Genomic DNA, 25086 nt, shown 5'->3' with positions numbered 1-25086 from the left:
GGCGCCCACCCCGATCCTAATGAGCGATGCAGGTTCAGGGAAAGAAAGGAAAGAACCCATGAATGCTCGTTTACTCAGCTGTGTCGCCGGTCTTGCGATGCTCGCTGCCCCCGGGGTCGCGCAGGCGCAGCAAGGCAAGGTGCAGGTCAAGCTGATGGCAACCGGCGTGCTGCCGAATGGCAAGATCGATACGGTCAAATCCGCCACGGTGATGCTGCCTGCGGGCACGGACACCGCCGCCAGCGACAATTGGGTGCCGACCGCCGCAATCGAATATTTCCTGAGCGATGCCGTCTCGGTAGAGACGATCTGCTGCATGACCGCGCATCATGTGGATGGCGCGGGCGCGATCAAGGGCGTCAACCGGCTGCTCGATGACATCAAGATCGTGCCGGCGACGGTGACGCTGAAATATCACCTCAATGCCGGCCCCATCAAACCCTATATCGGCGCCGGGCCGAGCTACTTCTGGGTGGTAGACTCCAAGGTGGGCGCGGGCGGCACTGCCGCGCTGGGCGCCGCGAGCGCCAAGCTCAAGAGCAAGGTGGGCTTCGCGCTGCAGGCCGGCATCGACATTCCGGTGAATGATACGGGCCTTGGTATCTCGTTCGACGCCAAGCGCTACTTCGTCCGGCCGACTGCCGAATTCTACAATGCCTCCGGCGCCACCGTGCTGGCGACGCGGCACGAACTCGATCCCTGGGTGGTCAGCGGCGGCGTCAGCTACCGCTTCTAAGCCCAGTTACCGGCACGCGCCGGCAAGGCGGGTCTGCTCCTCCCTCTCCCGGAGCAGGCCCGTTTTTTTGGTGTTCGAATCCCGACCGTTCGTGCTGAGTAGGATCTGAGGTGCGCCGCAGGCGCATATCGAAGAGCCGTATCGAAGCATCGCAGCGCAGGGGCCAATCCTTCGATACGCCGCTTCGACAAACTCAGCAGCTACTCAGGACGAACGGCGGTCACTGTCCGTAATGCCACAGGTTCGCTACGACGCCGGCTTATCCTGATCCTCGATCAGAATGCGCATGGCAGCGCCGTCCGGGTCGTCGAACTGGCCGTTACGCAGCGACCACATGAACGCGACCAAGCCGGTCAGGCCGAGCAGCAGGGCGACGGGGATGAGGAAGATCAATCCGTTCATTTGACAGCCCAGCGCAGACGGAGGGAATTGGCCACCACGATGAGCGAACTGCTCGACATCGCGACGGCAGCAATCAGCGGTGTGACATAGCCGGCAATCGCCAGCGGCACGGCGAGCGCATTATAGCCGATCGCCAGACCGATATTCTGCCGCACGATGCGCATGGTGGCGCGTGAGGCCCGCACGGACTTGGGGATGCCGGAGAGGCTGTCGCCCAGAAACACGATGTCCGCCGCCTGCTGGCCGACATCGCTCGCCGAGCCGGGTGCCATGGAGACATGGGCCGCAGCGAGCGCCGGACCGTCATTCAGTCCGTCGCCCACCATCAGCGGCTTGTGCCCCGCCTCGGCCAGCGCCTGCAGCCGCGCCAGCTTGTCGGCCGGGCGCATCCCGCCCTCGGCCGGCACGCCGAGCTGATCGGCCAGCGACCGGACCGCCTCCTCCCGATCGCCCGACATGATTGCCGGCGGCAGACCGAGGCCGCGCAGGTCCGCCAGCGCCCGCGCCGCATCCGGGCGCAATGCGTCGGCAAAGCGGATGATATGGCGCCGCCCATTCCCCAGATCCAATGCGACAGTCATGGTCGGGTCGTCGCTTGTTCCGGCTTGATCTCTCAGATCCTCTGGCGTCGGCTTGCCCATCGCCACGGGTTGCCCCTGCCAGAGCGCGCGCACGCCCTCGCCCGGGATATCCTCGACGTCGGTGAGAACCGCCGGGCCGACATGCTCGCCGCCCAGCGCCTGCCGGAGCGCCACCGCGAGGGGGTGGCGGCTGGTCATGGCCAGCGCGCGGGCAATGCTCCGCTCCTCCTCGTCCAGCGCCTCGACACCGAAGGCGCGCGGGCGACCGAGCGTGAGGGTGCCGGTCTTGTCGAACAGCGCCTGATCGGCCTGCGCGAGGCGCTCAAGCGCGCTGCCATCCTTGACCAGTAGCCCGGCCCGCATCATCGCGCCGCAGACCACCACCTGCGCCACCGGCACGGCGAGGCCGAGCGCGCAGGGGCAGGTAATTATGAGCACGGCGATGGCGACCAGCAGCGATTGGTGCCAGCCCGCCCCGGCGATCATCCAGCCGGCAAAGGTGATGGCAGCGAGCAGATGCACCACCGGCGCGTAAAGCCGCGAGCATTTGTCGGCGAGGCGGACATAGCGGGACTTGGCCTGGCCGGCGCTTTCCATCAGCCGGGCAATCTCGGCAATCGCCCGCCCCTCGCCTACGGCTGTCACGCGCAGCGTCACCGGGCCGTCGAGATTGAGCGTGCCGGCGGTCGCAACGTCCCCCGCACGCAGCGTCACCGGCGCGCTTTCCCCGGTGAGCAAGGAAAGATCGAACCGGCTGCTGCCCTGCTCGATCACGCCGTCCGCAGCGAGCCGCTCGCCGGCGGCGACCAGAACGCGGTCGCCCACGGCCAGCGCATCGGCCGCGACCCATTGGCTCGCGCCATCCTCGGCCAGCCGCATGGCACCGGGCGCGGTGCGGCGTACCAGCGCTTCAGCTCCGCTGGCGGCGCGCGCGCGCATCATCTCGTCCAGCACCCGACCCGCAAGCAGGAAGGTGAGCAGCATCAACGCGCCATCGAACCAGGCATGGCGACCGCCGATGATCGTCTCATAGAGGCTCATCGAGGTGGCGAGAATGACGCCGATGGAGATCGGCACATCCATATTGGTCGTGCCCGCCCGCAGCGCCTTGAAGGCCGACCGGAAGAAGGGCTGTCCCGCATAGCTGACCGCCGGGATGGCGATCAGCGCCGAGATCCAGTGGAACAATTCGCGCGCGCTGCCATCCGCCCCGGACCAGACCGAGACCGAGAGCAGCATGACGTTCATCGCCGCAAAGGCTGCCACGGCAAGGGCGCGGATCAACTTACGCAGCGCCTGGCTGCGCTCATGCGCCGCCGCGCTGTGGAGCGGTTGCGCCTCGAACCCGATCGCGTCGAAGGCGCGCAGCAGGTCAGGCTGGGCCAGATCGGCGGCATGCGAGACGATCACCGTCTTGGCCGAGAAGTTCACGCGGGCGGCGTGGACTCCTGGCTGCAATGGCAACAGCCGCTCGATCTTGGAAATGCAGCCGGCGCAATGCATGTCCGGCACGGCGAGGCGGGTTTCCACCGCGTCCGCCGACCAATCGGGCCTTGGCGCCACATAGGTCATGACAGATCGACCACCCGGTTGATCTCCCGCCCATGGGCGCGGGCCCGCACATGAACGATCCAGCGGCCCTGCGGCAAAGGCTGCAGGCTCTCATACACGCCATCGCCGAGCGCCCGGAACTGCAGCGCGATATCCGGCTTGCGGCCGAGCGGGTGACGGGCGGTGGCGGTCAGCGCGACATCGTTCATGGGCGCGTTTGCACTGCGCAGCGTCGCGCTCAGCCGTGTCTCTGCGGTTCGATTCAGGGTGAGCGCCCAGCCCAGCGCATTTTCGGCGCGGGCCTGCGCCAGCCATTTGTTGAACTCCTGGCTGGCAACATAACTGTTCTGCACGACCAGCCCGCCAAAGGTGGAACTGGCGAGGAAGGCCATGGTGAAGTTGACGGCCATGACCACGCCGAAAAAGCTGACGAGAATGACGGTGATGTGCCGTCCGGTGAACTTGCGGGTCATTGGCCTACCTCCGGTCGAACAAAGCTCTCATCATCCTGCGCTGCCTCTTTCTGCTCGTCGAGCGTGCGCAGCGTGAAGGCGAAATCCTGGCGGGCAATGCCCTCCGCCGGCGCGACGACATGCACCCGCTCCTTGAGCACCTGATCAGGCGGCACGTCGATTTGCAGGGTCCGGCTCGCCTGATCGCGGGTCTGCCCCTCACGCCACATCAGCGCGCCGTCCAGCCCATCGAGGCCGATGGCCATCGGGCGCGCGCGGCTCTGCATGTTGCGCACCTTGATCAGATAGCTGTTGCGGATCGACCCGTCGGACAGGCGGACATAGACCGGATTGCGCTCCGCATTGGCCGCGATGTCGATGCGCGAACGCACGCCCAGCGCGAACAGCATGGCGAGGCCAATGCTCGCCCAGATCGCGAAATAGGCAATTGTGCGCGGACGGAAAAGGCGCTTGCGCACGGGCGCTGGCGCCTCACCCTTCATCTCGGCCTCGCAGTCGATCTCTGTCGCATAGTCGATCAGGCCGCGCGGACGGCCGATCTGCGCCATCACCTTGTCGCAGGCATCGATGCACAAAGCGCAGGTGATGCACCCGATCTGCGGCCCCTCGCGGATGTCGATCCCGGTGGGGCAGACCTGCACGCATTGCAGACAGTCGATGCAGTCACCGGTCGGCAGCCCTTCATCCTGCGCCTTCTTCAGCCCCTTGGTGCGGGGCTCGCCGCGCCAGTGCTTGTAGGTGACGATGAGCGATTTCTCGTCCGTCATCGCAGTCTGGATGCGCGGCCAGGGGCACATGTAGATGCACACCTGCTCGCGCATGAAGCCGCCGAAGATGAAGGTCGTCATGGTCAGCACGAAGGTGGTGCCATAGGCAACGAACGGCGCCTGCCCGGTCCAGAACTGGTGTTGCAGCGTCGGCGCATCGGCAAAGTAGAAGATCCACGCGCCACCGGTGAGGAACGAGATGGCCAGCCAGACCGCCCATTTGCGCAGCCGCTTCCAGACCTTCATCGGGGTCCAGGGCGCTTTCTCCAGCCTGATCTGCGCGTTGCGATCCCCATCGAGGAAGCGCTCGACATGCTGGAACAGATCGGTCCAGACCGTCTGCGGGCAGGCATAGCCGCACCAGGCGCGGCCGACGGCCGAGGTCACCAGAAACAGGCCGACGCCCGCCATGATGAGCAGCCCGGCGACATAATAGAATTCGTGCGGCCAGATCTCGATGCCGAACATGAAGAAGCGGCGATTGGCGAGGTCGACCAGCACCGCCTGATTGGGCGCGTGCGGGCCGCGATCCCAACGGATCCAGGGCGTGGCCCAATAGATCGTCAGGGTGACGGCCATCACCAGCCACTTGAAGCGGCGGAACGGCCCATCGACCTGCTTGGGGAAGACCGACTTGCGCTTGGCGTAGAGGCTTTCCGCTGGCGCGGTAACATCATTCACGGGGGACATGGCAGCGTCCGTTGTTGGCGTCTTCGGCATCAGATTGCCTCCGATCGATCTTCGCTTAGGCGCAGTCAGCTCAATCGACATTGAGCAGGATCAACGAAATGAATGGCAGCCGGCCCTCCCCCGGTGGACGGAGGAAGGGCCGGCGGCATCTTAGGGATTTACGGCGTTGCCCAGCGCTTGCGCTTCCGTTGCAGCAGCAACCTTCGCCGCGACCGGCGTCGCCTCGCCACCGCCAAGGCCGTGGACGTAGACGGCGAGCATTCGGATCGTCGCCTTGTCGAGGGCATGGCCCCAGGCGGGCATCACACCCCGGCGGCTGTTCGTCACCGTCTGGGTCAGCGTCTCGCGATCGCCACCATAGAGCCAGATCGGGTCGGTCAGATTCGGCGCACCGAATTCACGCAGTCCCTTGCCCGCCGGGCCATGGCACACCGCGCAGTTCTGCTGGAACAGCACGTCTCCGCGCCGTGAGGAAGCGCTGGCCTTCTCCTGCCCGCTGATCACCCGGACATGGCTCACTACATCCTGAACCTGCGTGCTGGTGAGGATGCCGTCCTTGCCGAAAGCCGGCATCAGGCTCGTGCGGGTCTGCGCTTCATCCGGGTTCCGGACGCCATGGGTGATCGTATACTCGATCGATTGCAGGTCGCCGCCCCACAGCCAGTCGTCATCCACCAGATTCGGATAGCCCTTGGCGCCGGCTGCGCCCGAGCCATGGCACTGCACGCAATGCACCTTGAACGCGGCAGCACCGCCCTGCATCGCCGCTTCCATCAGCTTTGGCTGGGCGACCAGCTTCTCGATGGGCGTGGCAGCGATGGCCGAGAGGATCGGCGTCCGGCGCGCGGTCTCGGCATCCATCACCTGCTGGAGCTGCCCACGGCTGGACCATCCGAACAGCCCCTTGCTGGCTTCATGCGCGAAGGGAATAGCGGGATAAACCACCACATAGCCGATCGCGAACACGATCGTTGCGTAGAAAGTCCAGACCCACCAGCGCGGCATGGGGGTATCGAGTTCCTCGATCCCGTCCCATTCATGGCCGACGGTCTGGGTGCCGGTCGGCGCGTCGATGCGTTTCTTCTCAGCCATGGTTGTTCTTCCTGTCATGGGCTGCGGCCTCGCCATCTTCGGCGAAGATCAGGTGCGCGGCGTCCTGGTTGCGCCCGCGCGAGCCGGGGCGGAACGCCCATGCGCACAAAGCGAAGTAGAGGATCACCATCGCCGTCAGCCCGTAGCTGTCGGCGAAATGGCGCAGATCGTTATAGCTCATCGCTCCACCTCCTGCGGGGCGGCGCTCTCCAGATCGACAAGCGTGCCGAGCATCTGGAGATAGGCGACGAGCGCATCCATCTCGGTCAGCTTGGACGGGTTGCCGTCGAAATCGCGAGCCTGCGCCTTGGGGTAGCGCTTGAGGAGATCGGCGGTGTCGGCCTCGGGATCGGCCTGCGCCATCAGATCGGCATTCGCCTTCTTGATGTCCTCATCGCTATAGGGCACCCCCACCCGGCGCTGCGCCGTGAGATGGGCCGTCATGTCGCCTGCCTTCAGCTCACGCTTGGTGAGGAAGGCATAGGTCGGCATGATCGATTCCGGCACGACACTACGCGGATCGATGAGGTGCTGGACGTGCCACTCATCCGAGTAGCGCTTGCCGACGCGCGCCAGGTCCGGCCCGGTCCGCTTGGAGCCCCACTGGAATGGGTGATCATACATGCTCTCGGCGGCGAGGCTGTAATGGCCGTAGCGCTCCACCTCGTCGCGGAATGGGCGGATCATCTGCGAGTGGCAGTTGTAGCAGCCCTCCCGCATGTAGATGTTCCGGCCCGCCAGCTCCAGAGGCGTGTAGGGACGCATTCCCTCCACCTTCTCGATCGTGTTGTCGATCCAGAAGAGCGGTGCGATCTCCACGATGCCGCCCACGGTAACCGCGGCGAAGGCAGCGACGGCAAGGAGCGTGACGTTGCGCTCCAGCTTCTTGTGCTTCTGTGCAAAGCTCGACATGGTTTTCCGTCCTTATTCCGCGGGAACCGCAGCAGGTTTGTGGGTGATCGGCCGGTCCTTGGCGGCGTCATAGGCAGCGTCGCTCATGGGCGCTTCGACGCGCTGGTGGCCGAGGATGGTGCGCCACACATTGATGGTCATGCACACGGCGCCCGAGAGGTAGAGCAGTCCGCCAAAGGCGCGCAGTACGTACATCGGGAACATCGCACGGACGGTGTCCGAGAAGGCGTAGACGAGGTAGCCGTCCGCGCCATATTCCCGCCACATCAGCCCCTGCATGATGCCGGCGACCCACATGGCCGAGGCGTAGAAGACGATGCCGACGGTCGCGAGCCAGAAGTGCCAGTTGACCATGCGCAGCGAGTAGAGCCGGTTGCGGCCCCACAGGCGCGGGGTGAGATAGTAGATCGCCGCGAAGGTGATCATGCCGTTCCAGCCGAGCGCGCCCGAGTGAACGTGGCCGATGGTCCAGTCCGTATAGTGCGAGAGGCTGTTCACGCTTTTGATCGAGAGCATCGGCCCCTCGAAGGTGCTCATGCCGTAGAAGGCGAGCGCCATCACCATCATGCGGATGATCGGATCGGTGCGCACCTTGTCCCATGCCCCGTTCAGCGTCATCAGGCCGTTGATCATGCCGCCCCAGCTCGGCATCCACAGCATGACCGAGAAGACCATGCCCAGCGTCTGCGCCCAGTCGGGCAGCGCGGTGTAGTGGAGGTGGTGTGGGCCGGCCCAGATGTAGAGGAAGATCAGCGACCAGAAGTGGATGATCGACAGGCGATAGCTGTAGATCGGCCGCTCGGCCTGCTTGGGCACGAAATAGTACATCATCGCCAGGAAGCCGGCGGTGAGGAAGAAGCCCACGGCGTTATGGCCGTACCACCACTGGGTCAGCGCATCCTGCACGCCAGCAAAGGCGCTATAGCTCTTGGAGCCCAGCAGGCTGACCGGCATCGACAGGTTGTTGACGATGTGGAGCATCGCGATGGTGAGGATGAAGCTCAGGTAAAACCAGTTCGCCACATAGATATGCGGCTCGCTGCGCTTGACGATCGTCCCGACGAAGACCGCGAGATAGGCGACCCAAACGATGGTGAGCCACAGGTCGACATACCATTCGGGCTCGGCATATTCCTTCGCCTCGGTGATGCCGAGGAGATAGCCGGTCGCGGCGAGCACGATGAACAGCTGGTAGCCCCAGAAGACGAAGCGCGCGAGCGAGGGAAAGGCAAGCCGGGCGCGGCAGGTGCGCTGCACGACATAGAAGCTCGTCGCGATCAGGGCATTGCCACCGAAGGCGAAGATGACTGCCGAGGTGTGCAGCGGCCGCAAGCGCCCGAAGCTGGTATATTCCAGCCCCAGGTTGAGCGCCGGGAAGGCAAGCTGCAAGGCAATGTAGAGCCCGGCGAGAAAACCGGCCATGCCCCAGAACACGGTGGCGATAACGCCCCAGCGCACCGGATCGTCATCATAATGCCCCTGATCGGGCATGCGCAAAATGCCGCGCGCCATGCCGCCCCAATCGGCGGAGCGAAGCGTCCCCATCATGGCGAGCAGCGCCGCGAGCGACGCAATGACCATGTGGATGGCAAATCCGGAATCCACGGCGAGCGCGGAGGCGAGCATCGCGAGAATGGCAAGCAGGAGCCAGCCTCCCGCCTTCATTGTTAGACCGGTCATAGAAACCCCTTGAGCAGCACAGTCCTGGGACTGTGCTGTCGCTGTGGATCAGCGGGGGCTCGGCATCATTGACATGGGTCAACGGGAAGAATGCGGTCTGCGGGGTGGCCGGCGCGCCACGATGCGCGCCGATGAGGAGCGCGGTGCTCAGCCGTTGCCGGCTTCGGCCTCCATGGCGTCATGATCTAGGATGACGACAGTCCGCCGATCCGGCAGATCGATGATCCCGGCCTGGCGGAGCCGGGTGAGCTGGCGACTCACAGTCTCGATGGTCAGGCCCAGCAGATCGGCCATCTGCTGGCGGGTGAGCGGCAGTTCGAAGCGCTCGACAAGATCGCTGCCGCTACAGCTCGCGTCGGCAAGCCGTTGCGCCATTTCGAGCAGGAAGGTCGCGACACGCTCTCCGGCGCTCTTGCGCCCGAGCAGCAGCATCCAGTGACGCGCGCGATCCAATTCGGTGAGGGTCCGTTGGAGCAGCTTGTGCTCCAGCTCCGGATGCGTGCGGGCGAAATCGTCGAAGGACGAGCGCGTAAACAGGCACACCTGCGCATCGCACAGGGCAGTGACGCTGTGCTGAGTCGTGCTGCCAAACGGACGCCCGATGAAATCGGACGGATAGACAACGCCGACGATCTGTTCGCGGCCGTCCGCTGTCGAGGTGGACAGCTTGAGCACCCCGTCGATCACATTGGCGACCAGCAAGCTGTCATCGCCTTCCCACATCAGCGTCTGCCCGCGATGCACGGGCACGCGACGACCGATCTTGTTGAGCACCTCCAGCTCGGAGGTATCCAAAGATGAACAGATCGCGCGGTTCCGCACGACACATTGTTGGCAGCTAGTCACCGCGACTCTTTACAGCAGTCGTCGAGACTTTCCAACGGCCTAAGCGTCCATCTATGCCAAAGAGATATTGAACGCCCCGGCCCTCACCCTTCATGGAAGACACCGCCGTCAGTAGCCAACGGTGAACCGCATGTTCTTGTGCTTGGGCGTCTCGATCTCGTCGATCATCGCGACGGCGAAATCCTCATAGCTGATCGAGCTTTTGCCATCCGGCGCCGTCAGCAGCGTCTCGGTGCCGAGGCGAAAGGTGCCGGTGCGCTCGCCCGGTCCGAACATCATGGCCGGCGACAGGAACGTCCAATCAAAGCCCGGTCCGGCCTTCAACTGGTTAAGGAAATCGCGCGCCGGCGCGGCCTCGACCTTGATGAAGTCCGGGAAACCCGGCGTATCGAGCAGCACCACGCCGTCCTCGGTCTGCAGGCTCGCCGCGCCGCCGACGACCAGCAGCCAGCACCCGGCTTTGCGTGCCACCGCGAACACATTGTCCGCATCCAGCGACTTGAACGGCATGGAGAGAATGACCGCATCATGGCCGGCAATCTTGCTCGCCATGTCGTCGACATCATTGATGTCGGCCTTCACCCACGTCACGCCCTCGCGCGGGGCCTGGATGTCTGCGCTACGCGAAATGCCCGTGACATTGTGCCCGCGACTCACGGCCTCATCGACCAGACGCTGACCTGCATTGCCAGTGGCACCCATGATTGCGATCTTCATGCCTGCATTCCTCTCTTATCGGGCACATCGCGCGCCTAGCCCGCGACACCCAAATTGACTTTGCCTGTTCTAAGAGCCTGTTCTTAGGGTCAAGCCGGACAAAGGCAAGAGACCAGCGCCGGGTTTCCCGACGTCAGCGATCAACGGCCAGCTTTTCCGGCATGTTCGGGTCATCCGCAGCGATCTCGACAGCATGCGAGGTGCGGAACGGCTGGTTGGAATGCGGCGCAGTCAGCAGCGTCCATTGTGCTGCCCTTGAGCAGGACGCTGCCGGCCGTCACGACGCTGTGGACAAGGCTTTGCTCACAGCGGCGCGAACGGACAGGCAGAGGCGCTGAACTCAGGAGCCGACGACCATCCCGCCATTGGGGTGGAGCACCTGCCCGCTCATATAGCTGGAATCCTCGCAGGCGAGGAACAGGAAGCACGGCGCGACTTCGTTCGGCTGGCCCGGGCGACCCATCGGCGTGCTCTCGCCGAAATGCGCGAGCTTCTCCTTGGTGGCACCGCCGAACGGGTTGAGCGGCGTCCAGATCGGCCCCGGCGCCACCGCGTTGACGCGAATGCCCTTCTCAATGAGGTTTTCGCTGAGCGAGCGGGTAAACGCCGTGATGGCGCCCTTGGTGCTCGAATAATCGAGCAGTTCCTTGGAGCCCTGATACATCGTGACGGACGTGCAATTAACGATTGCAGCGCCCTCGCAAAGATGCGGCATCGCCGCCTGCACGACGAAGAACATCGAGTAGATGTTCGTCTGGAAGGTCCGCTTGAGCTGTTCCTCGGTGATGTCCTCGATCGCCTTGTCCGGGTGCTGCTCGCCGGCATTGTTGACGATGATGTCGAGACGCCCGAACGCGCCCACTGTGCGATCGATCAGGTCCTGACAGACAGCCTTGTCACCCAGATCGCCAGCGAATACCAGCGCGCGAGCGCCTTCCTGCTCGACCAGCTTTTGCGTCTTGGCGGCGTCTTCATGCTCGCACAAATAGGCGATGGTGACATCGGCGCCTTCACGCGCGAACAGCACCGCGACCGCCCGGCCGATACCACTATCCGCACCGGTCACGACCGCGACCTTGCCTTTCAGTCGGCCCGATCCGGGGTAGCGCGGCATGAACTCCGGCTGGGGATCGAGCTTGTGCTCGTCACCAGGCAGATTGTCTTCGTGGATCATGTCGATTGTGTCAGTCATGGATCATTCTTCCGTTCAGCACGTCACTTGACGTGGTCTGGCTTGCCCTTGCGGGTGCCGGAGGCAAAATCCTCAAGCTGGCTCTTGCTCATCGAGTCATACATCTCGCGTGAGGCCCCCTTGAGGTCGGATTTGGCGCTGTCACCGCGTTTGGCGGACAAGGCTGCCCCGGCGGCTTTCTGCTGCGCTTTGGATTTGGCTGGCATGAGTAAGCCTCCAAATTAAAAGGCCGCCCGTTCGTGCCGGGCGGCCTGTGCCTGTCGATCAGACGAAGGGATAAGGGATGCCCCAATATCCGTAGACCTGCCGGCCGTAGCCATGGTCATAGATGGGGTCTTCCTGCGCATAGCGCGGCGCGCCTTCGAGACGGGATTTCTCGATATCGACGACATAGCCGCCATATTCGGTATCATAATCGAGCATGTCCCACGGCAGCGGATAATAATCGCTACCAAGGCCGAACAGCCCGCCAAACGACATCACGGCATATTCAGCCTTGCCGCTCCGCTTATCGACCATGAAGTTGCGCACCGTCCCGAGCTTCTCGCCCTGCCGGTTGTACACCGTCGTGCCCTCGACCTTGTCGGAGGAGATGAGGCGCTGAGTTTCGTCAATTGCGATTTCGGTAGCCATGAGCCTGGTCCTCTTCCTGTTGAAGGTAGGCCTCGATCCACGGAAGGGGTTTGCCGATCCAACCGGGACCAAGGTGCCAATGCCGGACTATGCCGGCCCTGGGTCTTGAGGCGGCGCGTCAGCGCGACGCCATCTGCCAAACCAACGGCCAGATAGCGCAGGGGTTCCGGGTAAAGCGGCAAACCGATCGATAGCGAGTCACGCCGTGTCGCATCGGCGTCCAGAAGGCCGGTTCGGTCAGATCATGGACTGCGGCTGCACCAGACGATCGAAGGTCGCCGCATCGACAAGCCCGAGCGCAGAGGCCGCCTCGCGCAGGCTCAGGCCCTGCTCATGGGCATATTTGGCAATCTTGGCGGCGTTGTCGTAGCCGACCTCAGGCGCGAGGGCGGTGACCAGCATCAGCGAGCGCTCGACCAAGTCCGCGATGCGCGCCTCATTGGGCACGATGCCTTCCACGCAGCGCTCGGCAAAGCTCTCCATTCCCGTGCTCAGCAGATCGATGGAACGCAGGATCGCCGCACCGATCATCGGCTTGAAGACGTTAAGTTCGAGATGCCCCTGCAAGCCGCCGACCGTCACGGCCTGATGATTGCCGATCACCTGCGCGGCAACCATCGTCAGCATCTCGCACTGGGTGGGGTTGACCTTGCCGGGCATGATCGAGCTGCCTGGCTCATTGGCCGGCAATTCCAGTTCGCCCAGCCCCGAACGCGGCCCCGAGCCGAGCAGGCGGATATCATTGGCGATCTTGGTCAGCGCGACAGCGAGTGTCGCCAGAGACCCGGAGAGCTGGACCAGCGGATCGTTGGAGGCCAAGGCCTCGAACTTGTTGGGCGCGGTCCTGAACGGAAGATCGGTCAACGCCGCGATCTGCTTCGCCACCGCCTCGCCGAACCCTTGCGGCGCATTCAGGCCTGTGCCGACGGCCGTGCCGCCCTGCGCCAACGGCATCAGCTCCTCTTCTAGGGCGCGGGAGAGACGGTTGCGGCAGTTGAGCAGTTGCTGAGCATAGCCGGAAAACTCCTGCCCGAGCGTAAGCGGTGTCGCGTCCTGCAGATGCGTCCGGCCGATCTTGACGATGCCGGACCAAGCCTTCGCCATCGCGCCGAGCAGATCGGCAAGATGATCGAGCGCGGGCAGCAGCCGTTCGACCAGCGCGCGGGCGGCTGCGATGTGCAGCGCCGTCGGGAAGCTGTCGTTGGACGACTGGCTCATATTGACATGATCGTTGGGATGGACCGGTGCCTTGCCGCCACGCTGGCCCGTCAGCGCCTCGTTGGCCCGGCCGGCGATCACCTCGTTCACGTTCATGTTGGTCTGGGTGCCGCTGCCGGTCTGCCAGATGACCAGGGGGAACTGATCGTCCAGCTTGCCGGCCACGATCTCCGCCGCTGCCGTCTCGATGGCATCGGCGATGTCCGGGGCCAGTCCGTGCGCGCGGTTCACATGCGCGGCGGCGCTTTTCACGATGGCCAGTGCATGGACGATGCCGATCGGCATTCGCTCGGCCGGGCCGAACGGGAAATTCTCGATGCTGCGCTGGGTCTGGGCGCCCCAATAGGCCGCGTCAGGCACGTCGATGGGACCCAGGCTGTCGCGTTCTTCCCGCATCTTCGTCACCGGTTTCTCCACTGCCATCTGCCGGGCCTGTCTGCGTGCGCTGCCGGCTGGCTCCAAACCCGCAGCTTGCGCGTTGTGCGCTCGTCCATGCCCATGGACAAGTCCCGTGGATAGGCCCCGTGGATAGGCAAGGAGCGGCCCCGAGCATGATACACGCGCTGATTTTCGTCGACGACAGCATGCCGGGCATCCGCCGCCGACCGAGTGGAAAACGCGGCTGGGCCTATTTCGATGCGGAAGGCGCGCGCATCACCGAGCGGGCAGAGATCGACCGGCTCAACCGCATCGGCCTGCCGCCGGCTTATACGGATGCCTGGTTCGCGCCCAATGCCCATGCCCATATTCTGGCAACGGGCATCGATGCCCGCGGGCGCAAGCAATATCGCTACCATCCGGATTTCACAGCCGAGCGGGACGCCCGCAAATATGAGGGTTGCGCCGCTTTCGGCGCATTGTTGCCATTGCTGCGCCGCCGGGTGGAGGATGATCTGGCCGGGCGCAGTCTGACGGCCGAGCGGGCCATCGCCTCCGTCGTGCAGCTGCTCGACAGCGGCCGCATCCGCGTGGGCAACGAGGCCTATGCCAAGAGCAATCGCAGCTTTGGCGCCACCACCCTGCGCCGGCGCCATGCCAAGGTCACCGGCAGCCGCCTCACCCTGCGGTTCAAGGCCAAGTCGGGCAAGCTGAGCGAAGTCAGCATGACGGACCGCCGCCTCATTCGCTTCGTTCGCCAGATGCAGGACCTGCCGGGCCAGCACCTCTTCCAGTATCTGCGCGACGATGGCACCGCCTCGCCGGTCTCATCATCGGATGTGAACGGCTATCTGCGCGAGACGATGGGCGCGGACTTCACCGCCAAGCACTTCCGGACATGGCGGGCGAGCGTGCTCGCGTTCGACTGGCTTCTGCACGAGCAGGAGGTCTCCACCCTCACGGCGATGCTGACCCATGTCTCGGAACATCTCGGCAATACGCCAGCCATCGCTCGCAAATCCTACATCCACCCCAATCTCATCGCCCTTGCGCGCGAGGGGGCGAGCGAATTCCGCAAGCAGACGCGCCTGCCGCGCCAGACCAAATGGCTCAGCCGCCCCGAACGCGGCCTGATCGCCTGGCTGGAAGAGCAGCAGGTCGAGGCAGGCTGATCAGCGGCAAACGCCCCAGCTGACCCCGCCCCGATCCGCCTGATCGAAGTGGAAGTGATCGGCATGCTGGCGGTTATAATCCGGCGAGAGCACGGTCGAAAACACGCGGCATGCGCCATCGCGCACGGTTCGCAGGAAGGCGGCCTCTTCGCCCTCCCCGTCCCAATCCCGCAGCACCGAGATCCGGCGGCCGTCGCTCAGCATGAAGCCGGCGATGTCCAGCGCATTGGCGGTGGCATGTTCGCTCCATGCGCCTTCGCCGCGCCCGTACATCCGCCGGCAACTATAGCTGCCCAAATGCTCGATGCGCACCACAGACGCGCCGAGGATTTGCTGCGCGGCAGGCTGGACAATCTGCCAGGTCCAGAGCGCGGTAGCGGCCATAACGGTGCAGGCCGGGGCCACGTCCGTCGGCGAAAGGTCGAGCATGTCCTGCCCAGCCGCAAGGCGGGTGGCGGTCGTGACCCGGCATTGTTCATTACCGAAAGCCGGGACCGCCGTCGTCTCCAAGCCTGCACGATGCAGCAAGGCGCGACATTGTGGCGCATCATCCCGCAACCCTGAGAGCTTGTGCCGCGTGAACAGGCCGATCGGCTGATCCAGCGAAAGCGGCGTCCAAGGGAGATCCTGCGGGGCCGGTCGGAACAGCGCGAACGCCAGCAACGCTGCCAGAATCACAACGCCCGCCCAGACGAGCCAGCGGATCGCGCGATAAAAACCGGATGCCTTCATAGCTGCCTAACGCGGCAGGACGCGTTCCGCTTCCGACAGGGCCATGCAACTGCTGGCGCACGCAGGCGTTCATCAATCAGACGACAAGGAAATCACGAAAGGATTTGAGATGTCGATGCCCGAAGATCCCAAAACGAAAACCGAGACGGACGAAAACCCCGAGGTCCGCGATGCCGGGCCGGATGCGATGAAGCACAAGCCCGCCCCGGGCAAATGGGACGAGATTGACGAAGCCTCGGACGAATCCTTTCCCGCCAGCGACCCGCCGGCATTTCAGCCGTCGATAACCTGACGATCAGATGGACGCGGGCGGTGCCACGGCGCCTGCCCGCGCCACGTCGATCGTCGCGATTTGCCCATTGCGCAATCCATACACGACGAAAACGCGCACCTGAACGCTCTCGCCTTGCTTGAGCGGCGCGACCACGAAATCGGGCGCGTCCTGCTGCGCCGTGAACGTGCTGGTGCAGTCCACCGCAATCCCATTGTCGTCGATCACCAGCCCATGGATGGTGAGATCTTCGCGTACCGTCTGGAACATGGTGCGATAGAAGTCGCAGATGCCATCGCGCCCGTTGATGACAGGCACGGATGGCAGCCGCAGCACACAGTCCTCTGTGTAGTAACGCCCTGCCCGCTCCATATCGCCAGCACTGAACGCCGCCGCATAGGCATGATAGGCCGCCCGCCCGCCCGCATGGGATGAAAGCATCGGCGCCTTGGTGACGCCCTGCTCCGCCGGCCAGGTCATGGAGCACAGTTCCTGGATTTGCCCGGCCTCGTTCAACAGATAGGTCACGAAGAACCGCACCGTCAGAATATCGCCCGGCAGCAAGGGCGCGAAGGGGAAATCGGGGCGCGGCGCGTGGCAGATGAAATCCATGTCCACATCCACGAACAGCCGGTTGCCCTCCTGCAGCACCAGCCTGGGCCGGATGATCTCGCGTACGCCGTCATGGGCCCAGTCGAGGAAATCGAGCAGGCCATCGCGCCCACGGCAGACGCGGGTGCTGCTATACATCACACAATCCGGCGCGAACCACCGCTCGACAAGGCGATCATCCTGACCTTCGTTGAAGTCGGCGACATAATCGTCGTAATTCAAGGCTTTTTCCTCGCTGAAGGAACGCCTTCACGCCCCATTTGATCGGCCCGTTTGGCCATGCGCAGCAACATGCCGTCCAGGTCCGACAGTTCGGACTCGCTGAAATCGGCCGTCAACATGCTGAAGAACTTGCGCCGGTCCATATGGACCCGCTTGTAGCTGTCCTGCCCCTTTTCGGTCAGCACCAATAGGCTGCTCTTGCGGTTTCGGGGGTTTTCCTCGCGCCGCAGGAAGCCTTCTTCTTCCAGAACCCGCACCGCGCGGCTGACTTCCGCCCGGTCCACCAGCGCCGCGGCCGACACTTCGCTGGCACTTTTGGTGCCCATCACCGCGAGATGGGCCAATACGCGCCACTCCGCCAGCGAGACACCCGCATTGTCCCGGATGTGCTGGACCGAAAGCCGGTCCAGCATCTTGCCGAGCATCAGCAGACGATAAGGAAGGTGGCGGGAATCGAAGATGCGCCAGGCTTCTTCGAGAGGGCCCGCCGCCCCATTGTTGTTATCCTTTGCGCTCAATTGCGCTCCCCCTCTCCTCGGGCCGCCCCGGTTAGACCCGAGGCGGCACTATAATTCGCAGCGCGCCCTCAGAGGGCGACGCTGACCGCCTTGAGCTCGGTATAGGCCTCGACGCCGGCCTTGCCATTCTCACGGCCCCAGCCGGATGCCTTGTAGCCGCCCAGCGGCAGTGCGGGATCGACACCGCCCGAACCGTTGATGCGGATGGTGCCGGATTTGAGGCGCCGGGCCAGCTTGTGCGCGGTGGAGATATTCTGGGTATAGATGGATGCGGACAGGCCGAACTCCGTCTCATTGCCCCGCGCGGCCAGCGCCGCGACATCGTCCTCATCATTGAAACGCATCGCGCAGAGCACCGGGCCGAAGATTTCCTCGGCGCGCACGCGCATGTCGGGCTTGGTATCCACCAGCACGGTGGGCTGGACGAAATAGCCGCCCTCATAGCCCTCACCGGAGAGGCGATCGCCGCCGGCAAGCACGCTGGCGCCTTCCTGGCGGCCGGACTCGATATAACCGGTCACGCGGTCAAGCTGCGCCGCGCTGACCAGCGGGCCGATCATGGTCGAGGCATCGAGGGTCTGGCCGACCTTCATGCCCCGCGCCATGTTCACCACGCCTTCCAGCACGGCATCGGCCACCTTCTCATGCACGAACAGGCGCGATCCCGCCGCGCAGACCTGACCGGCATTGAAGAAGATACCCATCGCCGCTGCCGGAATGGCTTTGGAAAGATCCGCATCTGCAAAAATATAGGTCGGCGACTTGCCGCCCAGTTCGAGCTGCACGCGCTTGAAGTTCGTCTTGGAGGCTTCGATGATCGCCTTGCCGGTCACCGTCGAACCGGTGAACGAGACCTTGTCGACATCGCGGTGCGCAGCCAGCGCCGCGCCAGCGGTCCGGCCGAAGCCCGAGACGATGTTGATTACGCCTTCGGGGAAACCCGCCTCAAGCACCAGCTCACCCAGCCGCAGCGTGCTGAGCGGAGTCTGTTCGGCTGGCTTGAGCACCACGGTGCAGCCCGCCGCGATCGCCGGCGCCAGCTTACCCATGGCCATGACCAGCGGGAAATTCCACGGCACGATCTGCGCGCACACGCCGACCGGCTCGCGCAGCACATAGGAGAGCCATTCGCCCGGTGCGCTGATCTCTGCGGTCTCGCCGAAAATCTTGGTCGCCCAGCCGGCATTGTAGCGCAGCTGGCCAACGGCGCCCGCGACGTCGATCATCCGCGAGAACTGGATGGGCCGCCCTACGTCCAGCGTCTCCAGCAGAGCCAGTTCCTCGGCATTGGCTTCAAGCAGATCGGCGAGCTTGAGCAGCAGATTGGTCCGCTCGGTGGGCTTCACGCCCGACCAGGCACCCTCGAACGCCTTGCGCGCGGCGGCAACGGCCCGGTCCACGTCGACCTCGCCGGCGCTGGCGACATTAGCGATGAGTTCGCCGGTCGAGGGATTGAGCGTTTCGAAGGTTTCGCCGGATGCGGCCTCGACCCACTGCCCGCCGATCAACATTTTGACCGGGCCGTTAGCGTAGCGCATACGCAGTTGCTCAAGCAGACCGGGATTATAAGGCGCATTCATCGAAACAGACATCCTTTCCAGCAGCCGTCGGTACCCTGACGGCAGAGATCATGTTGAATCATCATGATCTCCTCAATAACAGCAGACATGCGTCCACGCCAACTCTAGCGCGCCGGAAGTCCATGGAGAGTGACTTTGTCCGAAAATTCCTTTGATTATGTGATTGTCGGCGCGGGGTCCGCCGGGTCGGTGCTCGCGGCGCGACTCACCGAGGACCCGAATGTGCGCGTCCTGCTGCTGGAGGCAGGCGGCGGTGGCGATGACTGGCTGATTCGGATGCCGCTCGGCTTCCTCAAGGCGCTGTTCAAGCCCGGCTACACCTGGCCCTATTGGACCGAGCCGGAGCCGCACATGAACAACCGCAAGCTGATCCTGCCGCGTGGACGGTTGCTCGGCGGCTCCAGCTCGATCAACGGCATGGTGTTTATGCGCGGTCACAGCGCCGATTTCGATCGCTGGGCGCAGATGGGCTGCAAGGGCTGGAGTTATGCCGATGTGCTCCCCTATTTCCGCAAGATGGAGCGCAGCTGGCGCGGCGCGTCCGATCTGCACGGCGCCGACGGCCCGCTGAGCGTCACGCCGAACGCGACGAAATGGCTGCTGCATGACGAACTGATGGCCGCCGCGAAGAACGCCGGCTTCCCGATCACCGACGACATTCACGATGGCGATGAGGAAGGCGTAGGCCGCGTCGAGCTGACCATCGACAAGAATGGCCGCCGGGCCTCGACCTATGCCGCCTATCTCAAGCCCGCTATGGATCGGCCCAATCTGACGGTTCTGACCAACGCGATGACCCAGCGCGTGCTGACCGAAGGCAAGCGGGCGACGGGCGTGGAGTATCGCCACGACGGCATTCTCAAGACCGCCCTTGCCCGACGCGAGGTCATCCTCTCGGGCGGCAGCTACAATTCGCCCCAGTTGCTCATGCTCTCCGGCATTGGCCCGGCGCAGCATCTGCGCGAGATGGATATCCCGGTCGTGCATGACCTGCCCGGCGTCGGCGAAAATCTCTCGGAGCATCCGCGCACGCCGGTGCTGTTCGAAGCCGCCCCGGTCACCTTCGTCAATGAGTTGCGCTTCGACAGGGCAACGCTCTCCGTGCTGCGCTGGTACTTCATGGGCACCGGCCCCTTTGCGCGGCAGGTGAACAGCGCCAACCCGGTGCTGCGCACAGACCCGCGCCTCGCCCAGCCGGACATTCAGCTCTGGTGCAACCCCGTGACGCTGGACGCGCATCTGTGGTTCCCCGGCATCAAGAAGCGTCCGCCGCACAAGCTGACCGCCGACGTCATCCTGCTCCACCCGGAGAGCCGCGGCCGGGTGTTCCTCAAATCGCCCAAGGCCGACGATCATGTCGGCATTTTCCTCAACCTGTTCAGCGCGCCGGCCGATTTCGCGACGGCGCGGGCGGGCATCCGCATTGCGCGGAAGATCTATGCCACCTCGCCGCAGGCCGAGATCACCGGCAAGGAAATCTCGCCCGGCGCCGATGTGGTGAGCGACGAGGCGTTGGACGAGCATATCCGCGCTACGACAACGACCACGCAGCATCCGCTCGGCACCTGCCGGATGGGCACCGGCCCGATGGCGGTGGTCGATCCGCAGTTGCGGGTGATCGGCATGGAGGGCTTGCGGGTCATCGACGCGTCGGTGATGCCGGACGAGACCGGCGGCAACATCAACGCCCCCACCATCATGCTCGCCGAGCGCGCGGCGGACATCCTCAAGGGCAAGGTCCTGCCCGCTGACGAACTGGTTCAAACAGGAGAGTATGCTGCATGACCCGCGAGGATTTCGAGCGCTATATCAACGCCTTCAACGCCAATGATTTCGATGGCTTCACCAGCTTCTACGCAGATGACGTGGACTTTCAGCTGGGGGACCGGATGCACATCGTCGGCCGGGAGAAGATCGGCGACTTCTATCGCGGCGTGAAGGCGCATTTCGAGGAAACGCTGACGATCCTCGACCTCATTCTCGCCGATGACGGCGCAGCGCTGCGGGTCCACACGCGCTTCGAGACGATCAAGGATTGGCCCGAATTCGAAATGTGGCCGACCAAGAAGGGCGATGTGCGCGAGATCGAGAGCATCATCCTGTACCGCATCGCGAACGGCAAGTTCACGCACATCAAATCCGCCCGCTTCAAGGAACTCTGAGTCTTGGCCAACAGCTCCACGCCCGACTTCATCGTCATCGGATCCGGCTCGGCCGGCGCGGTCATCGCCGCCCGCCTGTCGGAAGACCCCAATGCCAAGGTCCTCGTGCTGGAGGCCGGACGCCGCGAGCGCGACATCCGCCTCACCATGCCGATCCTCTTCCCGTTCGTCATGGCCGATCCCAAGTTCAACTGGAGCTACATGGGCGAGCCGGAACCGTTCGCCGACAACCGCCAGATCCGCCAGCCGCGCGGCAAGGCGCTGGGCGGCTCGTCGATGATCAACGGCATGCTTTACGCGCGCGGCCATGCGCGGGATTATGACGAGTGGCGCCAGCTCGGCAACGAGGGCTGGAGCTATGACGATGTGCTGCCCTACTTCAAAAAATCGGAAAATCATTGGGGCCCTGAGGACCATTGGCATGGCAAGGGCGGCCCGCTGAGCGTCAAGCAGCAGCCCAAGACCAACGATCTCTACCAACGGTTCATCAGCACCGTAAAATCGCTCGGCTATGACGAGCGCGACAGCTTCCACCGCGCCGAGCAGGAAGGCTGGGGACCGCCGCCGCTGAACATCCATGAGGGCACGCGCGCCAGCACCGCCGCCCGCTTCCTCATTCCGGCGATGGCGCGGCCCAATCTGACGGTTGAGACCGGCGCGCTTGTGACGAGGATCGAAGTCGCCAACGGCCGCGCCGTCGCGGTCCATTATCGCGACAGCGAAGGCCGGGACAAGAGGGTCGTCGCCGGACAGGAAATCATCCTTTCGGGCGGTGCCTATAATTCGCCCCAGGTGCTGCTGCTCTCGGGCATCGGCCCGGCCGAGCATCTCGCCGAGCAGGGCATCGATGTAGTGCATCACCTTCCCGGCGTCGGTATGAACCTGCAGGACCACCCTTCTGTGGCGATGGTCAATGCAGCGGCGCGCAGCGTGACGCTGACCAACAGCCTGCGCATCGACCGTTCCGCCCTTGCTGCGCTGCAGTGGCTGCTGACGCGCGGCGGCATGATCGCGGATATGCCGGTGACCGCCAACGGCTTCATCAAGACCCGGCCCGAGCTTGAGCGCCCGGATGCGCAGTGCCTGTTCCAGCCGACGATGATCGGCGCGCAGACGTGGTTCCCCGGCTGGCGCAAGCCCAAGGCGGACGTGGTGGCGATGGCCTGCGTGCTGCTACGGCCCGAGGGTCGCGGCTGGGTGAAGCTGCGCTCGGCAGACCCGACGGACAAGCCGCGCATCCTCTCCAACGTGCTCTCCACCGAGAACGATCGCGCCTTCTTCCGCCGCCTCGTGCCGCAACTGCGCGAGATATTCTCCACCGCACCGCTGAGCGACGTCTTGCGCGGCGAGGTGATGCCCGGCCCGAATGTGAAGAGCGATGCGGAGATCGATGCCTGGGTGCGCAGCGCCATCAACACCGCCCTGCACCCCGTCGGCACCTGCGCCATGGGGCAGGATGACATGGCGGTGGTCGATCCGCGCCTGCGCGTCCACGGCCTCCAGGGCCTGCGCGTGGCCGATGCCGCCATCATGCCGCGAATCGTGGGCGGCAACACCAATGCCGCAAGCATCATGATCGGCGAGAAGGCAGCCGACATGATTAAGGCGGACAACGGCCTGCAGGCCTGAGGCGACCTTGCCGGTGACGTAGCGTCAGCTCAGGGTGGCCCGGTCGAACGGGCTGCCCCGGCTTGCGTTCACCCATTCATGGCGCGATAGGCAGGGCAACCTCAAAATTTGCAGGAGCCTTGCCTCATGCCTCGGCGTGTCCATCATATCGTTTCTCTCGCGGGCTGCACCGCCCTCCTCGCCCTTGCCGCTCCGGCCGCTGCCAATGAAGGCATGTGGATGCCGGGCCAGATCAAGGACATTGGCGCCGCGCTCAAGGCCGATGGCCTGGCACTCTCACCCGATCAGCTCGGACGGCTGGATGCCGCGCCGCTTAACGCCATCGTGTCGCTCGGCGGCTGCTCGGCTGCATTCCTCAGCCCCGAAGGGCTGGTCGCGACCAACCATCACTGCGTGCAAGGGTCCATCCAGTATAACAGCGGCGAAGGCCGGGATTATCTGACCAATGGCTTTCTCGCCAAGGAGCTGGGCGAGGAACTGCCCGCCGCGCCCGGATCGCGCATCTATGTGATCGAGGATCTGCGCGACGTGACCAGCGCGATGATGCGCGGCGTGACGCCCCGCCTGGATGGCCTCGCCCGCTACGAGAAGCTGGACGCCAATCGCAAGGCACTGATCTCGGCATGCGAGAAGCAGGCCAACCGCCGCTGCGACGTGCGGCCTTATTATGGCGGCGCGGCCTATTATCTCCAGCAGCAACTCGAGATTCAGGACGTCCGCCTCGTCTATGCGCCGGCCGAAGGGCTCGGCAATTTCGGCGGCGAGACGGACAACTGGATGTGGCCGCGCCACACCGGCGACTTCGGCTTCTATCGCGCCTATGTCGGGCCGGACGGCAGCTCAAAGCCTTTCGCCAAGGAGAACGTCCCCTACCGCCCGAAGTCCTGGCTGCGCATTGCCTCGCAGGGCGTGAAGGAAGGCGATTTCGTGATGGTCGCCGGCTTCCCCGGCACCACGAACCGCCTGCGCACCAGCGATGAAGTGCTGTTCAACTTCGCGGAATATGAGCCGCTCTGGCAGCGTCTGCTGAGCGACTATGCGACGCAGATCGACAAGGTCACGGCAGGCGATCGGGAGGCGCAGATCCGCTACGCCTCCATCCTTGCGGGGGCCGAGAACTACGAGAAGAAGCTCGCCGGCGACCTCGTCGGTGCCGATGCCATCCGCCTTGATGAGCGCAAGCCGGCCGAGGAAAAGGCCTTCCGCGACTGGGTCGCTGCCGACGCGACCCGTCAGGCGCGCTATGGCGCGGACATTGCGGCGCTGGATGCGGTGGTCATCGAGAATAACAAGGCGTCGCTCACCGGCCTGCGCACGTCCCTGCTCAACCGCGCCCAACTGCTCGGCGCAGCCCGCACCCTGTATCGCTGGGCCAAGGAGCAGGAAAAGCCCAACGCCCAGCGCGAGAGCGGATTCCAGCAGCGCGACCGCGAGAGCATCGTGGACCGGCTCCGTCAGGTCGAGCGCCGCTTCCTGCCCAAGATCGATCGTCAATTGTTCGAGGCTGCCCTCGCCGAATATCGCCAGCTCGACGCCGCCGATCGCGATGCCAAGTTCGAGGCCGCGCTCACACAGATCGGCTTCGACCGGCTCTATGGCGAGACCAAGCTGGGCGACACGCCGACCCGGCTGGGCTGGCTGGACAAGCCGGCCTCCGCCTTCGAGACCTCGGACGATCCGTTCATCAAGCTCGCCATCGCGCTCTATGCCGGCGACATGGAGAGCGAGCAGGCCGCCAAGGCTCGCTCGGGTCGCACGCAGGCCGCGCGGGCTGGTTATATGAAGGGTCTGATGGCTTACAAGCAGGCGGCCGGCCTGCCCCTCTATCCCGATGCCAACAGCTCGCTGCGCCTGACCTGGGGCAAGGTCATGGGCAAGGAGAAGGACGGCCAGATCTGGACCGCCTTCACCACCGCCGAGGGCCTTCTCGCCAAGCAGACCGGCAAGGGCGAGTTCAATGCCCCGCAGGGCGCGATCGATGCGATCAAGGCCAAGGACTACGGCCCCTATGTCGCGCCAGAGCTGGGCACGCTGCCGGTGGACTTCATGTCCAATGTGGACATCACCAATGGCAATTCGGGTTCTTCGACGCTGAATGCGCGTGGAGAGTTCGTCGGTCTGGCGTTCGACGGCACGCTGGAAGGCGTGATCTCCGACTGGGCCTATGTGGCCGAGCGCAATCGCACGATCCATGTCGACAGCCGCTTCATGCTCTGGACGATGGACAAGGTCGACGGCGCGCAGCGGCTGCTCAAGGAAATGGGCGTTACGCCCGTCGCCAGCCGCTGAGGCGCAAGGATGGGGCGGCGCGGCCGCCCTG

The 25086-nt window shown here is 64.5% G+C and carries 25 protein-coding genes; 7 read left to right on the top strand and 18 right to left on the bottom strand.

The genetic code is table 11. From position 1 onward, the window contains the following. Nucleotides 1-58 precede the first annotated feature (58 nt). On the top strand, nt 59-736 hold the full coding sequence (locus tag M2342_RS07675) for an OmpW/AlkL family protein (protein WP_264578652.1): 678 nt from the start codon (nt 59-61) through the stop codon (nt 734-736). Nucleotides 737-982: 246 nt separating this feature from the next. On the opposite strand, the gene ccoS is transcribed toward M2342_RS07675, so the two are convergent. The 14 genes from ccoS to fumC all read right to left on the bottom strand — a co-directional run bounded on the left by ccoS (nt 983) and on the right by fumC (nt 13886). Then, a complete protein-coding gene (gene ccoS / locus M2342_RS07670) occupies nt 983-1138 on the bottom strand; it encodes a cbb3-type cytochrome oxidase assembly protein CcoS (RefSeq protein ID WP_181559343.1) in 156 nt (51 codons plus the stop codon). Then, nucleotides 1135-3291 carry a heavy metal translocating P-type ATPase gene (locus M2342_RS07665; RefSeq protein ID WP_264578651.1) on the bottom strand — a complete coding sequence of 719 codons (2157 nt, stop codon included), beginning with the start codon at nt 3289-3291 and terminating at the stop codon, nt 1135-1137. The genes ccoS and M2342_RS07665 overlap by 4 nt, the downstream gene beginning before the upstream one ends. After that, nucleotides 3288-3743 carry a FixH family protein gene (locus M2342_RS07660; protein ID WP_264570021.1) on the bottom strand — a complete coding sequence of 152 codons (456 nt, stop codon included), beginning with the start codon at nt 3741-3743 and terminating at the stop codon, nt 3288-3290. Before M2342_RS07660 ends, M2342_RS07665 begins: the two co-directional genes overlap by 4 nt. After that, nucleotides 3740-5200 (bottom strand): cytochrome c oxidase accessory protein CcoG, encoded by a 1461-nt coding sequence (gene ccoG, locus M2342_RS07655; RefSeq protein WP_264580009.1) that lies wholly within the window; start codon nt 5198-5200, stop codon nt 3740-3742. The genes M2342_RS07660 and ccoG overlap by 4 nt, the downstream gene beginning before the upstream one ends. A 150-nt stretch (nt 5201-5350) precedes the next feature. Continuing rightward, the gene (gene ccoP / locus M2342_RS07650) at nt 5351-6292 is read right to left on the bottom strand and encodes a cytochrome-c oxidase, cbb3-type subunit III (protein ID WP_264578650.1); all 942 of its coding nucleotides are present in this window, start codon (nt 6290-6292) and stop codon (nt 5351-5353) included. Continuing rightward, the gene (locus M2342_RS07645; RefSeq protein ID WP_264578649.1) at nt 6285-6473 is read right to left on the bottom strand and encodes a cbb3-type cytochrome oxidase subunit 3; all 189 of its coding nucleotides are present in this window, start codon (nt 6471-6473) and stop codon (nt 6285-6287) included. The genes ccoP and M2342_RS07645 overlap by 8 nt, the downstream gene beginning before the upstream one ends. Then, nucleotides 6470-7204, bottom strand: coding sequence for a cytochrome-c oxidase, cbb3-type subunit II (gene ccoO, locus M2342_RS07640; protein WP_264578648.1), 735 nt, complete (start codon nt 7202-7204; stop codon nt 6470-6472). The genes M2342_RS07645 and ccoO overlap by 4 nt, the downstream gene beginning before the upstream one ends. A gap of 12 nt (nt 7205-7216) precedes the next feature. Further along, entirely contained in the window at nt 7217-8884 is a 1668-nt protein-coding gene (gene ccoN / locus M2342_RS07635) for a cytochrome-c oxidase, cbb3-type subunit I (protein ID WP_264572558.1), read from the bottom strand. A 147-nt stretch (nt 8885-9031) separates the two neighbouring features. Further along, nucleotides 9032-9730: a Crp/Fnr family transcriptional regulator gene (locus M2342_RS07630; RefSeq protein WP_181559335.1), complete on the bottom strand. Its 699-nt coding sequence runs from the start codon at nt 9728-9730 to the stop codon at nt 9032-9034. 108 nt (nt 9731-9838) lie between these two features. Further along, nucleotides 9839-10447 carry an NAD(P)-dependent oxidoreductase gene (locus M2342_RS07625; RefSeq protein ID WP_264578647.1) on the bottom strand — a complete coding sequence of 203 codons (609 nt, stop codon included), beginning with the start codon at nt 10445-10447 and terminating at the stop codon, nt 9839-9841. A gap of 340 nt (nt 10448-10787) precedes the next feature. Beyond that, nucleotides 10788-11639 carry an SDR family oxidoreductase gene (locus M2342_RS07620; protein ID WP_264578646.1) on the bottom strand — a complete coding sequence of 284 codons (852 nt, stop codon included), beginning with the start codon at nt 11637-11639 and terminating at the stop codon, nt 10788-10790. A gap of 23 nt (nt 11640-11662) precedes the next feature. After that, nucleotides 11663-11845: a DUF3008 family protein gene (locus tag M2342_RS07615; RefSeq protein ID WP_181559328.1), complete on the bottom strand. Its 183-nt coding sequence runs from the start codon at nt 11843-11845 to the stop codon at nt 11663-11665. A gap of 58 nt (nt 11846-11903) precedes the next feature. After that, entirely contained in the window at nt 11904-12272 is a 369-nt protein-coding gene (locus M2342_RS07610; RefSeq protein WP_264578645.1) for a PRC-barrel domain-containing protein, read from the bottom strand. A gap of 237 nt (nt 12273-12509) precedes the next feature. Beyond that, a complete protein-coding gene (gene fumC / locus M2342_RS07605) occupies nt 12510-13886 on the bottom strand; it encodes a class II fumarate hydratase (RefSeq protein WP_413715160.1) in 1377 nt (458 codons plus the stop codon). Nucleotides 13887-14041: 155 nt separating this feature from the next. On the opposite strand from fumC, the gene M2342_RS07600 reads away from it, so the two are divergent. After that, the gene (locus tag M2342_RS07600; RefSeq protein ID WP_264578643.1) at nt 14042-15040 is read left to right on the top strand and encodes a DNA topoisomerase IB; all 999 of its coding nucleotides are present in this window, start codon (nt 14042-14044) and stop codon (nt 15038-15040) included. On the opposite strand, the gene M2342_RS07595 is transcribed toward M2342_RS07600, so the two are convergent. Beyond that, a complete protein-coding gene (locus tag M2342_RS07595; RefSeq protein WP_264578642.1) occupies nt 15041-15772 on the bottom strand; it encodes an extensin family protein in 732 nt (243 codons plus the stop codon). It abuts the gene before it with no gap. Between the two features lie 109 nt (nt 15773-15881). Between M2342_RS07595 and M2342_RS07590 the strand changes: the two genes are divergently transcribed. Beyond that, complete coding sequence (locus M2342_RS07590; protein WP_264572224.1) at nt 15882-16064, top strand: hypothetical protein; 183 nt, start codon at nt 15882-15884, stop codon at nt 16062-16064. A gap of 3 nt (nt 16065-16067) precedes the next feature. On the opposite strand, the gene M2342_RS07585 is transcribed toward M2342_RS07590, so the two are convergent. The 3 genes from M2342_RS07585 to M2342_RS07575 all read right to left on the bottom strand — a co-directional run bounded on the left by M2342_RS07585 (nt 16068) and on the right by M2342_RS07575 (nt 18975). Further along, nucleotides 16068-16877, bottom strand: coding sequence for a nuclear transport factor 2 family protein (locus tag M2342_RS07585; RefSeq protein ID WP_264578641.1), 810 nt, complete (start codon nt 16875-16877; stop codon nt 16068-16070). Then, entirely contained in the window at nt 16874-17302 is a 429-nt protein-coding gene (locus M2342_RS07580) for a MarR family winged helix-turn-helix transcriptional regulator (RefSeq protein ID WP_264572545.1), read from the bottom strand. Before M2342_RS07580 ends, M2342_RS07585 begins: the two co-directional genes overlap by 4 nt. A 161-nt stretch (nt 17303-17463) precedes the next feature. Then, entirely contained in the window at nt 17464-18975 is a 1512-nt protein-coding gene (locus tag M2342_RS07575; RefSeq protein ID WP_319799394.1) for an aldehyde dehydrogenase family protein, read from the bottom strand. A 135-nt stretch (nt 18976-19110) separates the two neighbouring features. Between M2342_RS07575 and M2342_RS07570 the strand changes: the two genes are divergently transcribed. From M2342_RS07570 to M2342_RS07555, 4 genes are all read left to right on the top strand, one after another. After that, nucleotides 19111-20760, top strand: a complete 1650-nt coding sequence (locus M2342_RS07570) for a GMC family oxidoreductase (protein ID WP_264578640.1) — start codon at nt 19111-19113, stop codon at nt 20758-20760. After that, nucleotides 20757-21137 carry a nuclear transport factor 2 family protein gene (locus tag M2342_RS07565; protein ID WP_181559320.1) on the top strand — a complete coding sequence of 127 codons (381 nt, stop codon included), beginning with the start codon at nt 20757-20759 and terminating at the stop codon, nt 21135-21137. Before M2342_RS07570 ends, M2342_RS07565 begins: the two co-directional genes overlap by 4 nt. Before the next feature lie 3 nt (nt 21138-21140). Beyond that, a complete protein-coding gene (locus tag M2342_RS07560) occupies nt 21141-22766 on the top strand; it encodes a GMC family oxidoreductase (protein WP_264578639.1) in 1626 nt (541 codons plus the stop codon). Nucleotides 22767-22892: 126 nt separating this feature from the next. Further along, nucleotides 22893-25055 carry a S46 family peptidase gene (locus M2342_RS07555; RefSeq protein WP_264578638.1) on the top strand — a complete coding sequence of 721 codons (2163 nt, stop codon included), beginning with the start codon at nt 22893-22895 and terminating at the stop codon, nt 25053-25055. Nucleotides 25056-25086 lie beyond the last annotated feature (31 nt).

Source organism: Sphingobium sp. B8D3A (assembly GCF_025961995.1).
In the GTDB taxonomy this organism is placed as follows: domain Bacteria; phylum Pseudomonadota; class Alphaproteobacteria; order Sphingomonadales; family Sphingomonadaceae; genus Sphingobium.
Note: the sequence above shows the minus strand (reverse complement) of the source record. Positions and strands in the feature narration are given on the sequence as shown.